Genomic DNA, 12,429 nt, shown 5'->3' with positions numbered 1-12,429 from the left:
CAGAAGCCACAAGGTATAGCAAGCAACCGCGCCCGACGGTTCGGACGTTCTTAATGGCCTTTTCCCCATACGGTATTCCTTCTTCCTTCTTCCTTCTTTTTTGGCAAAATTCCCCAAATATTGCGTGTAAATGACCGCAGCCACCTAAAATAAACTCTGGAGTTTGTTAAAGGGTGTGCAAATTTAACAGTTTTCCATCACAATTAATGCAACTTTTATGGTGCTAAATATTCTTGCTCTGCCCTTAGCGTTTCAATTTACATCGCCCGGCCCAATTATCTTTCAACTTGGCCCCGTAGCCATTCGCTGGTACGGGCTGTTGATAGCTTCTGCCGTCTTGATTGGGGTCAGTCTGTCCCAATACTTGGCCCAAAAACGCCGCGTAAATCCCGAATTATTGGGTGATTTGGCAATTTGGCTGGTTCTGGGCGCTATTCCCTGCGCTCGAATTTATTACGTGGCTTTTGAGTGGCAGCAATACGCCCAGAGGCCTGAAGATATTATTGCAATTTGGAAAGGCGGAATTGCAATTCACGGGGCGATTTTGGGTGGAACGATCGCAGCTTTAATTTTTGCGAAAATCCAGCGAGTTTCTTTTTGGCAATTGGCAGATTTAATCGCGCCTTCGGCAATTCTCGGTCAGGCGATCGGACGCTGGGGAAATTTTTTTAACTCCGAAGCTTTTGGCAGTCCTACGGATTTGCCTTGGAAACTCTATATTCCGCCAAACAGCCGCCCGCCCGCCTATGCTAATTTTGAATACTTCCACCCCACATTTCTCTACGAATCCCTGTGGAATTTGACAGTATTTGGGTTGCTTCTAACTTTATTTTTCCGCGATTTGCAGGGCAAAATTCGCTTAAAAACTGGTGCTTTATTTTTGGTTTATATCGCAGCTTACAGTTCCGGTAGAGTCTGGATTGAAGGGTTGCGAACTGATAGTTTGATGTTCGGGCCGCTGCGGACGGCACAGATGGTAAGCTTGACTGGGATTGTGTTAGGGTTGGGCGGGTTAGCTTGGCTTTATTTGCTTGATCGACCTTTACCCGATGTTGTCTCCCCCAATAGCGATCGGGCAAATATCACTCCGAAATTGCCAGAGGATCAATAAAAAACCCCAGAGAGGTTAGTCTCTAGGGTTCAAAACCAGGGTGCATCTACCATCTATTACTTCCAACCAAAATAGGTACATCCGGAAGAGTCCGTAAATTTAGCAAATTTTTTAGCAGCAATGAGTTTGACAGAGATTGAATCCCTAATTCCAGGGGTATACATTGTAGGTGGAGGCCCAGGAGACCCGGATTTGTTGACTGTTAAGGCTCAAAAATTACTGGCTGCAGCCGATGTCATATTATTTGCTGACTCGCTAGTTCCAGAGCAAATTTTGCAGGGGGTACGCGCGGATGCTGAAGTGATCCAAACTGCCGATAAAACCCTCGAAGAGATTGTACCTTTGATGGTGCAACGAGTGCGCGAGGGAAAAAGCGTCGTCCGCCTGCATTCTGGCGATCCCTGTTTATACGGGGCTGTGGGTGAACAAATGCAAGCTTTGGCCTCCGAGGGAATTGCTTTTGAGGTAATTCCGGGAATTAGCGCTTTCCAACTTGCGGCGGCTAAACTTAAAATTGAGTTGACAGTTCCGGGAATTGTACAGACAATTATTTTGACCAGAATTAGCGGTAGAACCGAAGTACCAGATCGCGAAGAATTGGCGAGTTTAGCGGCTCATCAAGCGAGTTTGTGCCTGTACTTGAGTGCCCGCCATGTGGAAAAAGCTCAAGCTAAATTGATGGAACATTACCCATCGGATTTGCCTGTAGCGATTTGTTATCGGTTGGGCTGGCCCGATGAAAAAATTGTCCTGGTTTCCCTTGACAAAATGGCCGTTGCTACCCGTGAAAATAATTTGATCAGAACGACAATGTATGTGATTAGTCCGGCATTGGGAAAATCAGCAGCAGGGCGATCGCGCTTGTACCATCCAGAGCACGATCGGCTTTTCCGTCAGTAGTCATTAGTCAGTAGTCATTAGTCATTAGTCATTAGTCATTAGTCATTGGTTAGTTCCAATTACCAATGCCCAATTACCAATTACCAATTACCAATGCCCAATGCCCAATGCCCAATGCCCCATTCCCCATTCCCCATTCCCCATTCCCCATTCCCCATTCCCCATTACCGATGAAAGATTTAACTCGCAGACAATTTATTACTGTCACCGCATTAAGCGCCGGATTTGCGTTAGCAGTTCATCCTATTGCAGGTGCCGTTATCAATACCGATGCTGCTGGTTTAGTTGCAGGTGAGGTAAAAATTCCCGTCAAAGACGGCTCAATTCCAGCCTACAGAGCAATGCCAGCCAGCGGCAGCAATTTTCCAGTAATTTTAGTAATTCAAGAAATTTTCGGAGTTCACGCCCACATTCAAGATATTTGCCGCCGTTTTGCTAAATTAGGTTATTTAGCGATCGCCCCAGAAATGTTTGCCCGTCAAGGTGATGTTTCTAAACTCACCGAGGTTCAAGAAATTATTAGTAAAGTTGTCTCGAAAGTTCCCGACGCTCAAGTTATGTCTGATTTAGATGCAACCGTAGAGTGGGCACAAAAATCAGGAAAAGGCAATATTAATAAGTTGGGAATTACAGGATTTTGCTGGGGTGGCAGAATTGTTTGGCTGTACTCTTCCCATAACCCGAAAGTCAAAGCTGGAGTGGCTTGGTACGGGCGTTTGGTTGGCGATTCTACGGCTTTAACTCCCAAACAGCCGATCGACATTGCAGCAACTTTGAAAGTGCCTGTATTGGGGCTTTACGGGGGCAAAGACCAGTCAATTCCCAACGATACAGTTGAGAAAATGCAGGAAGTTCTCAAAACTGGCAGCAGTGGTTCGGAAATTGTGCTTTATCCAGATGCGCCGCACGCTTTTAACGCCGACTATCGCCCCAGTTACCGGGAAAAAGAAGCTAAGGATGCTTGGAAACGGATGCAAGATTGGTTTACAAAGTATGGAGTTTCATAATAGTTGTGAGTTGTTAATTTTCACTGAAAACTGGTGTCAAGTTTGGGATCTAAAAAGGGAATATTAGCGAATAGCCCTTAAGACAGGTGGGTTTGTGGACCCGACATTGGTAAACTGAGCGGTGTAGAATTATCGATCGAACAGGTAAGCCCGTGCTAGACGAACAAGCTAAAAAGACCATCTTGCGGAAAATCCCTCACGGATTGTACATCTGCGGTGTCAAAGACGGGGAGGAAGTCAACGGTTTCACCGCTAGCTGGGTGATGCAATCTTCCTTTACCCCTCCCTTAGTTGTCAACTGCGTTAAGCAAGACTCCAAATCCCACGGCATGATCAAAGCCAGCGGTGTCTTTGCTTTGAGTTTCCTAGAAGCAGGGCAAAAAGAGTTAGCCCAGAAATTCTTCAAGCAGCAGCGCCGCGTTGGCAATAAATTTGAAGATGTAGAATTTTATCCGGGCGCGGAAACTGGTTGTCCGATTATCTCGGATTCTCTGGGTTACATCGAGTGCAAAGTTGTCGGTTCTGTGGAACACGGAGACCACACAGTTTATGTGGGAGAAGTTTTGGCAGCCGGCGTCCACCGAGAAGGAAATCCGTTGCTGCTAGAAAGCACCGGTTGGAATTACGGAGGCTAAAGACTTGGCAGTTGGCAACTGGCAGTTGTCAGTTGTCAGTTGTCAGTTGTTAGTTGTTAGTTGGCAGTTGTCAGTTGTTAGTTGTTAGTTGTTAAGGGAGGCGAGTTAAAATTAATAAAAAATCGGCGACAATTTTGTCGGCATTTTCTTCTGTCAAAATTGGTACGTGTACGAAAATACATTTGGTGCTAAGTTGAGAATCTGCAAGGTGTTTTAAAACTGCATAATACAGGGCTTCGCAAACAAATTTTCCGGCTTCGTGACTGATTTCTGTTGCAGCTAAATCAGCGACTAGCGGTTCGAGATTAACTGATGTTTGCCGAATGTCGCGATCGCAGCAAGCGCAAGATTCTATAGTTAACTTTTGCCTGCTTTCGGCCATACCGCAGCAGATAATAGTATCGGGTTGTAGTTGGTTGATTTGGGCGATCGCTAAATTAGGTGCTAGCTGAAAATCTACTGGCAGTTTCCTCAAAAAAGTCAGGGAATCAGGCAAAGATTTGATTTGGGAAATCTTAGCTAATAAGTCGTCCGAAGAATTAGATTTCTGATGGGGAAGCCAAGTATCAAATGAGGTGAGCAGGATTTTCGCCGTCATATTTGTGCAATAATACTGATATTGATAATATAAGGCAAGTAAGTCAATGTCTGTCATTGCAGTAGTGGACTATGACATGGGCAATCTGCACTCGGTCTGTAAAGGCTTGGAAAATGTGGGTGCAGTGCCAAAAATTACAGATTCTCCTGCTATGATCGAGCAGGCTGATGCGGTGGTTTTGCCGGGAGTGGGTTCGTTTGACCCGGCAATGCAGAATTTACGATCGCGCAATTTGATAGAACCGATAAAAAGGGCGATCGCATCGGGAAAACCTTTTTTAGGCATTTGTTTGGGTTTGCAAATTCTGTTTGAAAGTTCCGAAGAAGGCGTAGAACCGGGATTGGGCGTTATTGCGGGAAAAGTGCGCCGATTTCGCTCGGAACCGGGTTTGACCATTCCCCACATGGGATGGAATCAATTGCAATTTACTCAGCCGGATTTGTCGCTGTGGGGAAATTTACCGTCTGATCCTTGGGTGTATTTCGTGCATTCTTATTATGTCGATCCAGTTGATGGGGAAGTGCGATCGGCAATTGTGACTCACGGCAGTCAAAATGTGACGGCGGCTATAGCTAAAGACAATCTGATGGCCGTGCAATTTCACCCGGAAAAGTCTTCGAGTACGGGATTGCAAATGCTGTCAAATTTTGTCAGTCAGGTGAGGGCAAAAGTTGCCGTTTAGGCGATTTGTGCAAAACCCGGTTTGTGGTATAAACCGGGTGTTTATAGTTTTAAATGATAGCAGTTTCAATAAAGAATGCAACTGTAAGTATGCACCAAATTTATATTTATTCAGTCATCCCCAATCTAAAATCTAAAATCTAAAATCTAAAATCTAAAATTGTATGAGTCTGAGAATCTCTGGCAATCGCCAAATAAAAACCCTGCCGGGACTCGCAACTCGCCCTACACCTTCGCGAGTCAGAGAAGCTTTATTTAATATTTGGCAAGGGACGATCGCAGATTGCAGATGGCTTGACATTTGTACCGGCAGTGGTTCGATGGGTGCAGAAGCTTTGTGTCGGCAAGCCGCGAGTGTCACTGGCATCGAACAGTCGGCGAAAGCTTGTGCGATTATCCGCCAAAACTGGGAGCAAGTAGCAGACTCATCCCAAACCTTCCAAATATTGCGGGGAAACGCGACGGCGAAGTTGGCGGCACTAGCGGGGCAGCAGTTCGATCGCATTTACTTCGATCCGCCCTACGCCAGCGACTTGTACGAACCGGTGTTAAACGCGATCGCCAGCCAAGAAATGCTAGCACTCCTCGGCGAAATCGCGATCGAACACAGCCCGGAGCGATCGACACAAGCGATTTCCGGCCTAGAAATTTGCCGCCACAAAGTATACGGCAATACAGCATTAACCTTCTATACCCGCAGTGGCTGACAGGCTCAAACAGCAGCAGCGTCAATCGATTTTAGATTTTAGATTTTAGATTTTAGATTGACTTGCGCGAGACAAATGCTCTTTGTTGAGGATTTTCGAGTTGAGATTTTGGATTGATTCCACGGATAAATCACGTGGCGGGTATCATCAACTCACATCTTGCACCATTCTCAAGAACAGGCTTTCCGGCCTGTTGCACAAAGAGTCGATTTTCTTGTGGAACAGGCCGGAAAGCCTGTTCATAAAAGCTTATTGAGAATGGTGCAAGATATAAGATCGAGAAATTCGCGGTCACGCCTGGAGGCAGAAAGAAACCGGGTTTCCGGGCGTGGGCGCCCCCAGGACTAAAAGTTTTTCCCTTGGATACAATACAAATTTTTCCGATGAAGTTAAGCTTTGTGCGTAGGTTGTCAGAGCAAGTTGCCTCAGCAATTGACGAAATAAATGAAGTTTAGGCTGAAAATAAAGACTTTCAGTTGTAACATGAACCCAAAGTGTGAGTGTGAATATTCCTAAAGGAGTGAATATGGTTCAGACACCTTCGCGCCCTCGTGGCAGCGAGTTTCCGGCTGCTAACTCGGTACAGCCAGTCAAACGCGATACGATTCTGCTGGGAGATAGCCTCCCCCTGCCCAATACCAAACTCTTCGGCACAGACGGCATTCGCGGGAAAGTTGGAGAATTGCTGAATGCACCCCTAGCCCTGCAAGTGGGCTTCTGGGCTGGACAAGTTCTACGCCAAAATTCCCCCAACCAGGGCCCTGTGATTTTGGGACAAGACAGCAGGAATTCCAGCGATATGCTGGCAATGGCACTGTCAGCGGGTTTGACGGCCGCCGGTTTGGAAGTGTGGAATTTGGGATTGTGTCCCACTCCCTGCGTTGCTTATCTGGCAAGCGTTTCGGAGTCGGTCGGCGGAGTGATGATTTCGGCTTCTCACAATCCCCCAGAAGACAACGGCATTAAATTTTTCGGCTCAAACGGATCGAAGCTGTCGCAGCAGTTGCAGGAACAAATCGAAGCGGGAATCCGAGGGGCAAAGGTTCCAATTTCTAGCTTGGGTTGGGGACACCACTACCATCGGTCTGAGTTGGTTAAAGATTATGCCACTTCGCTCTGTGATTCGCTGCAACAGATGAATTTGGAGGGAATGCGGATAGTTTTGGATTTGGCTTGGGGGGCCGCTGCGGGTTTGGCGCCGGCGGTGTTCGCGCAAATGGGGGCGGATGTGATCTGTTTGCACGACTCTCCTGATGGATCTCGCATTAATGTTAACTGCGGTTCTACTCATCTCGACAGTTTGCAAGCGGCGGTTTTGGAACACAATGCCGATTTGGGCTTTGCTTTTGACGGCGATGCCGATCGAGTTTTGGGTGTTGACAACAAAGGTCGAACGATTGACGGCGATTACATTCTTTATCTGTGGGGCCGGCAGTTGCGCGACTCCCAACAGTTACCATCCAATTTAATTATTTCTACTGTAATGGCTAACCTCGGCTTCGAGCGAGCTTGGGAAGAATTGGGGGGCAAACTAACTAGAACCAACGTCGGAGATCAGTACGTTCACGCTGAAATGCAGCGCACTGGTGCGATGTTGGGCGGCGAACAGTCGGGACACATTCTTTGTCCGCATTACGGTATCAGCGGCGACGGTTTGCTGACGGCTTTGCATTTGGCTTCGCTGGTGCGCCAGTCCGGGGAATCTTTGGCACAATTGGTAAGTGGCAGTTTCCAAACTTATCCGCAGTTGTTGCGAAATATTCGGGTGGACGATCGCGAAAAACGCCTGAAATGGCACGAGTGCGAGGCAATGCAAAAGGCGATCGATCGTGCTACAACAGCAATGGGCGAACAGGGACGGGTTTTGGTTCGCGCTTCTGGCACTGAACCGCTAATCCGAGTTATGGTGGAAGCTGCCAGCGCCGAATTGGCTAATTTCTGGACTGAAAATTTAGTTTTAGCCGTTCAGCAACACATCGCTATCTGATGGAAAGGGGGACTTGCTAAAAGTTGTGAATTTTGAGTGTTGAGTTTTGAGTTGAAATCTTTGAATTCAAAATTCAGAAATCAAAATTTCTAACTATTAATTTCGATTTTTAATCAACTTCTCCAAAAATAACGAGTGGGGTAGGCAGGATGCCTACCCTTAACTTTATTTTCACTCAATTGTGTGATGATGATTGATGATGATTTCTGTTGTTATACCTACCTACAACCGCGAGCAACCTCTGCGAGAGACATTGGCTGATGCGATTGGGCAAAATTACCCAAATTTTGAAGTGCTAGTAATCGATCAAACTCGCACCCACGAATTGGAAACTCAAGTTTATTTAGAGGAATTGTCAAATGCTGGCAAAATTCGCTGGTTTCGGGTAGATTGGGCGAGTTTGCCTGGTGCTCGAAATTATGCAGTGCGACGCGCAGTTGGAGAGATTATTTTATTTATTGATGATGATGTACAATTGCCAGATGGTTTTTTGGCTGCTCACGCTGACAATTATTTAGAAAAACCCGATGTGGGATGTGTGGCGGGCAGGGTTTTTGACAGAATGAAACTGGATAATTCTGGAGGCGATTTGGCGATCGAATATTTGCCCTCAGAAGCGATGGATGCGGGCATTGCCTGGTATTTTATCGATTTGGTGCATACAGTCAAACCGCAGCAGGTGCTCTCGGCTAGAGGCTGTAATATGTCATTTCGCCGGCAGGTTTTTGCCGAATGGGGGCTGAGGTTTGATGAGCGGTTTGCAGGGAGTGCGGTGCGGGAGGAGTCGGATTTTTGTTTGAGATTGCGATCGACTGGCATGAAAATTTGGTACGATCCCAATGCCTGTTTAGTTCACTTGGGGGAAGAGATCGGGGGCTGTCACGATGTCAGCACGCGATCGATCGAGTATCAAGTCACATTTTATCACAACCATTTCCTCATGGGATTGAAAAATTTAACAGCCTTTCAATGCCTGCGATTTTTTGCCAAACTCTTTGACTGCCACGTTTTGGGAAATCCACCTTGTTATAAAAGCACCTCGCCCCTTAAAATTATAACTAGATTTGCTTTTTATATCCTGGGTTTTCTCAGTGCTATAAATACACTAATTCAATCTCTGTGGAATGATGGACAAAGTTATAGCCATCAAGACAAGATTAACGAGAATACCAATTTAATGTGAAGTTGCATCTATTTCGAGCCCCCTAAATCCCCCTTAATAAGGGGAGTAGGGGTTGACTTTGACCAAGCTCTTGTCCCCCCCTTATTAAGGGGGGTTAGGGGGGATCAGATTCTATGCAGCCTCATATAAAATTGGTAGAAATAATTACCTATTCTCCATTCGCCTTTCCCAATAAATGAGAATTCTCGTGGCTAGTCACACCTATATTGTGGACATTAATCGGGAAAAATTCAAGATATTAGCCAACCTAGAACCCGATATTGAAGTAACAGTTGTAGTGCCGCAGCGTTGGAAACCGGGAGGCGTACAAAATAAAATTATAGAAACGCAATTTTATCAAAAAGGCTCATTTAAAGTAGTCCCCGTCTCCAACTTTAGTCAAAATAATCAAGGCTTGCTAACTTTTGGTACAGATTTAATTGAAGTTCTGCAGAAAATTAAACCGCAGATAATTCAAGTTGAACAAGGTTCAAAATCTATTGCTTGCGCTCAGTTGATTCTACTAAACAAACTGCTCAAAATGCAAGCCAAAAATATATTATTTACTTGGTGGAATTTGCCTTATCAATTGAATTGGCCGATTTCAGTCTTAGAAAATTACAATCTTCAGCACACCGACGGAATTATTGCAGGCAACCTAGATGGAGCTAAAATTTTGCGGCAGCGGGGCTATCAAGGTGCGGTAAAAGTAATGCCACAACTCGGAGTAGATGAAACTTTGTTTCGCCGCACTGGTAAAGACGCTGATTTATCGCGCAGGTTCGGTATTAAACCGACCGATTTTGTGGTAGGATTTGTAGGGCGATTTGTCGAAGAAAAAGGATTGTTGACTTTAGCTGAAGCCTTGGCAGGGTTGAAAAAAAGCTCTTGGAAGTGGCTGTTAGTTGGACAAGGAAAATTGCGGACGCACCTCGCCGAAAAATGTATTGAATGGGGAATCAGCGACAGAATAATTTGGGTAGAAAGCGTTTCCCACGAAGAAATCCCCCCCTACATTAACTTAATGAACTGTTTGGTATTGCCTTCGCAAACCAGCTATAAATTCAAAACTTTGACCACTGTGGGCTGGAAAGAACAATTCGGTCACGTTTTAATTGAAGCGATGGCCTGTCACATTCCGGTTATTGGTTCCGACTGCGGGGAAATTCCCCATGTCATCGGCGATGCGGGCTTATTATTCCCAGAAGGAAATGCAGGGGTTTTGCGAGAGTGTTTGCAGAAATTGATGGAGCGGCGGGACTTGGCGGCCGATTTGGGCGATCGGGGTTATCATAGAGCGATGAGCAATTATACTAATCAAGCTTTAGCTGAGCAGTTATTGGAATTCTACAAAGAATTGTTGTAACTTTTAGCTATAATGCAAGTGTTAAATAAAAACTGTAGTAAATGTCTATTCCTCCCGACATACGCTCTTTGATTAACGAACTCTACCAGGTATTAGACGATAGCGAGCGCCAAGCAACGCAGGGACTTTTTGCACTTAGAAGAGCCATGTCTCTTTTTCCCCAGAATGAAATACTGATGCAATACTTTTCTTCCATCACCAATTTTCAATTCAACGTAGCAGGTACTCGCTTACAAGCAGAGCACATTGTGGGCAATGTATTGATGGCTGGTGTGCCCGATGAAGATGTTCAAAAAGCAGGAGATTATTTAGCAGCCTTGCTAAAGATGGCTCCCGAATCGAGAATTATGATTGACAAAGTAGTGGAGAGATTAGAAGCATTGCCATGAAACAATTACCAGATGAAAGCCTACTCCAGGAAATCCTGGAAATTGTGAAAGCTGCGGAAGCCAAAGCCAGTGAAATGTATGAATTTTCCAAGGCAATGGCTCACAATACCCAAATTACAGCAACAAAGAGAGAGGAAGCTGAACAGCTAGATGGGAAGCCTTTTGCAGATAATTAAATTTGTAATGGGAGATGTTGGTATGTGGATTTAAATAACTATCCCTGATGCGGATTCTCCAAATTATCCCCTCAATTTCCTTGGTATACGGCGGGCCAAGTCAAATGGTACTCGGACTTTCTGCGGCCCTCGCAGCAAAAAACATTGATGTCACCATTATCACCACAGATTCTAACGGAGATATCGGTCAACTTCCTTTAGATGTTCCTCTAAATCAACCAATACAACAAAACGGTTATCAGATTATTTATTTCCGCTGTTATCCCTGGCGCAGATATAAATTTTCACTCTCGTTATTGCAGTGGTTAAATGAAAACGCGCGACAATTTGACCTGGCTCATATTCACGCTCTTTTCTCACCAGTAACTACCTTTGCCGCCACAATTGCTAGATATCACAAGTTGCCATATATTATGCGTCCCTGCGGTATGCTTGATCCCGCTGATTTGCAGAAAAAAAAGCGCTTGAAACAGATTTATGCCACGCTTTTAGAAGGCCCTAATTTAGCAGGCGCTGCCGCAATTCATTTCACAAGTAAAGAAGAGGCTAAAATCTCAGAAAGATTTGGTTGGGGTAGCACAGGCAAGATGCCTGGGCCACGGGATTTGGACTGCACAGGCAAGATGCCTGTGCCACGGGATTTGGTGATTCCATTGGGGGTGACAGCAGGTTTGTTTCCTAAGAGATTGCGGGAATCAGAAGTGCCAATCATCTTATTTATGTCGCGAATTGAACCTAAAAAAGGGCTTGATTTGTTAATTCCAGCATTAGAAAGTATTTTGGCAGCGGGCATAGAATTTCACTTTATTTTAGCTGGTTCAAATCCCCAAGATGCTGATTATGAAACACAAATTAAAGTACAAATTCAGAATTCAAGCTTAGCAAAATACACAAGAATAACTGGCTTTGTGAGCGGTGATTTAAAAGTTGAACTGTTGACAAAAGCCGACTTATTTGTATTGCCTTCTTATTACGAAAACTTTGGTATTGCTGTAGCAGAAGCGATGGCCGCCGGTGTACCTGTCGCCATTTCCGATCGCATACATATTGCGGAAGACATACAGCAAGCAGAAGCTGGTTGGGTAGAACCTTTGGAAGTAGGGGCGATCGCCAATTCAATCAAATTAGCACTTCTGAATCCACAGGAGCGCCAACGGCGGGGATTGAACGGCCAAGAGTATGCCAAAAAGCATTATAACTGGGAGGCGATCGCCCAGCAAACCATCGATGCTTATCAGCAGATTTTGTCATCTCTTAACTAATGCAACAGCCACTTACCTTTTACTTCTTCTCTTGCTGCGAGTTCTTGTACTGCTGCTATCAGAATTTGCAGGCGAGATTTTTTCAACGCTGCTATTGCTTTTAACAGCAGTAGACTCAGAGTTTGAGGTAGCAGTCGCGGATTTTCTTCTAATTATAATCGGAACATTAACAGATCGACCGCAGGGTCTGCCGAAGGAATCTATGTTCCTTCGATAATCGCAGATTGCAGCCTCTGCAATCGGTTCTTGACAATCATTAATAAAACTTTGTGCTAATTGGTAATTCTTGCCGTCTCCCTGCTTTGAGAAAAGTTCTCCAGCTTGTTTAAAATCTGATACGGCTTGCGATTTTGTTCCCAACATACAGCGAATAAGTAGGTCGGCGCAAAAAAACCGAACTATGTTAAGATAAGTAAACAAAGAGAATATATCTACTGAGGTAACTAAA

13 protein-coding genes are annotated in these 12,429 nt (G+C 45.1%); 12 read left to right on the top strand and 1 reads right to left on the bottom strand.

What is annotated here, in order from left to right; translation table 11 throughout:
• Positions 1–217 precede the first annotated feature (217 nt).
• The 4 genes from lgt to Q5691_RS02385 all read left to right on the top strand — a co-directional run bounded on the left by lgt (position 218) and on the right by Q5691_RS02385 (position 3,653).
• Positions 218–1,111, top strand: coding sequence for a prolipoprotein diacylglyceryl transferase (lgt, locus tag Q5691_RS02400; RefSeq protein WP_333215350.1), 894 nt, complete (start codon positions 218–220; stop codon positions 1,109–1,111).
• A 120-nt stretch (positions 1,112–1,231) separates the two neighbouring features.
• Positions 1,232–2,011: a precorrin-4 C(11)-methyltransferase gene (cobM, locus tag Q5691_RS02395; RefSeq protein ID WP_333215348.1), complete on the top strand. Its 780-nt coding sequence runs from the start codon at positions 1,232–1,234 to the stop codon at positions 2,009–2,011.
• 65 nt (positions 2,012–2,076) lie between these two features.
• Positions 2,077–3,018 (top strand): dienelactone hydrolase family protein, encoded by a 942-nt coding sequence (locus tag Q5691_RS02390; protein WP_333343847.1) that lies wholly within the window; start codon positions 2,077–2,079, stop codon positions 3,016–3,018.
• A gap of 152 nt (positions 3,019–3,170) precedes the next feature.
• Positions 3,171–3,653, top strand: coding sequence for a flavin reductase family protein (locus Q5691_RS02385; RefSeq protein WP_333084418.1), 483 nt, complete (start codon positions 3,171–3,173; stop codon positions 3,651–3,653).
• Positions 3,654–3,744: 91 nt separating this feature from the next.
• Here the strand turns inward: Q5691_RS02385 and Q5691_RS02380 are convergent, their stop codons facing one another.
• Positions 3,745–4,308, bottom strand: coding sequence for a pyroglutamyl-peptidase I family protein (locus Q5691_RS02380; RefSeq protein ID WP_445304869.1), 564 nt, complete (start codon positions 4,306–4,308; stop codon positions 3,745–3,747).
• On the opposite strand from Q5691_RS02380, the gene hisH reads away from it, so the two are divergent.
• The 8 genes from hisH (at position 4,298) to hpsP (ending at position 11,981) form a co-directional block, all read left to right on the top strand.
• Positions 4,298–4,933 carry an imidazole glycerol phosphate synthase subunit HisH gene (gene hisH, locus Q5691_RS02375; protein WP_333215344.1) on the top strand — a complete coding sequence of 212 codons (636 nt, stop codon included), beginning with the start codon at positions 4,298–4,300 and terminating at the stop codon, positions 4,931–4,933. The two genes, Q5691_RS02380 and hisH, sit on opposite strands and share 11 nt — an antisense overlap.
• Positions 4,934–5,096: 163 nt before the next feature.
• On the top strand, positions 5,097–5,639 hold the full coding sequence (gene rsmD / locus Q5691_RS02370; protein ID WP_333233887.1) for a 16S rRNA (guanine(966)-N(2))-methyltransferase RsmD: 543 nt from the start codon (positions 5,097–5,099) through the stop codon (positions 5,637–5,639).
• 526 nt (positions 5,640–6,165) lie between these two features.
• Entirely contained in the window at positions 6,166–7,626 is a 1,461-nt protein-coding gene (gene glmM, locus Q5691_RS02365) for a phosphoglucosamine mutase (RefSeq protein ID WP_333056904.1), read from the top strand.
• Between the two features lie 196 nt (positions 7,627–7,822).
• On the top strand, positions 7,823–8,809 hold the full coding sequence (gene hpsN / locus Q5691_RS02360) for a hormogonium polysaccharide biosynthesis glycosyltransferase HpsN (RefSeq protein ID WP_333056847.1): 987 nt from the start codon (positions 7,823–7,825) through the stop codon (positions 8,807–8,809).
• A 175-nt stretch (positions 8,810–8,984) separates the two neighbouring features.
• On the top strand, positions 8,985–10,154 hold the full coding sequence (hpsO, locus tag Q5691_RS02355) for a hormogonium polysaccharide biosynthesis glycosyltransferase HpsO (RefSeq protein WP_333274243.1): 1,170 nt from the start codon (positions 8,985–8,987) through the stop codon (positions 10,152–10,154).
• A 41-nt stretch (positions 10,155–10,195) separates the two neighbouring features.
• Entirely contained in the window at positions 10,196–10,543 is a 348-nt protein-coding gene (locus tag Q5691_RS02350; protein ID WP_333056849.1) for a hypothetical protein, read from the top strand.
• Entirely contained in the window at positions 10,540–10,719 is a 180-nt protein-coding gene (locus Q5691_RS02345) for a hypothetical protein (RefSeq protein WP_333343846.1), read from the top strand. The genes Q5691_RS02350 and Q5691_RS02345 overlap by 4 nt, the downstream gene beginning before the upstream one ends.
• 47 nt (positions 10,720–10,766) lie before the next feature.
• Positions 10,767–11,981 carry a hormogonium polysaccharide biosynthesis glycosyltransferase HpsP gene (gene hpsP, locus Q5691_RS02340; RefSeq protein WP_333343845.1) on the top strand — a complete coding sequence of 405 codons (1,215 nt, stop codon included), beginning with the start codon at positions 10,767–10,769 and terminating at the stop codon, positions 11,979–11,981.
• Positions 11,982–12,429 lie beyond the last annotated feature (448 nt).

The sequence above is a fragment of the Microcoleus sp. w1-18aA5 genome, from assembly GCF_036701705.1.
GTDB lineage: Bacteria > Cyanobacteriota > Cyanobacteriia > Cyanobacteriales > Microcoleaceae > Microcoleus.
The sequence above is the reverse complement of the archived record's forward strand: the minus strand, read 5'-3'. Positions and strand labels throughout refer to the sequence as shown.

Excerpts from the sequence above, each read along its gene's own strand:
- lgt (WP_333215350.1), top strand. The coding sequence starts at position 218 with ATGGTGCTAAATATTCTTGCTCTGCCCTTAGCGTTTCAATTTACATCG.
- cobM (WP_333215348.1), top strand. The coding sequence starts at position 1,232 with ATGAGTTTGACAGAGATTGAATCCCTAATTCCAGGGGTATACATTGTA.
- Q5691_RS02390 (WP_333343847.1), top strand. The coding sequence starts at position 2,077 with ATGCCCAATTACCAATTACCAATTACCAATGCCCAATGCCCAATGCCC.
- hisH (WP_333215344.1), top strand. The coding sequence starts at position 4,298 with ATGTCTGTCATTGCAGTAGTGGACTATGACATGGGCAATCTGCACTCG.
- Q5691_RS02380 (WP_445304869.1), bottom strand. The coding sequence starts at position 4,308 with ATGACAGACATTGACTTACTTGCCTTATATTATCAATATCAGTATTAT.
- rsmD (WP_333233887.1), top strand. The coding sequence starts at position 5,097 with ATGAGTCTGAGAATCTCTGGCAATCGCCAAATAAAAACCCTGCCGGGA.
- glmM (WP_333056904.1), top strand. The coding sequence starts at position 6,166 with ATGGTTCAGACACCTTCGCGCCCTCGTGGCAGCGAGTTTCCGGCTGCT.
- hpsN (WP_333056847.1), top strand. The coding sequence starts at position 7,823 with ATGATGATTTCTGTTGTTATACCTACCTACAACCGCGAGCAACCTCTG.
- hpsO (WP_333274243.1), top strand. The coding sequence starts at position 8,985 with ATGAGAATTCTCGTGGCTAGTCACACCTATATTGTGGACATTAATCGG.
- Q5691_RS02350 (WP_333056849.1), top strand. The coding sequence starts at position 10,196 with ATGTCTATTCCTCCCGACATACGCTCTTTGATTAACGAACTCTACCAG.
- Q5691_RS02345 (WP_333343846.1), top strand. The coding sequence starts at position 10,540 with ATGAAACAATTACCAGATGAAAGCCTACTCCAGGAAATCCTGGAAATT.
- hpsP (WP_333343845.1), top strand. The coding sequence starts at position 10,767 with ATGCGGATTCTCCAAATTATCCCCTCAATTTCCTTGGTATACGGCGGG.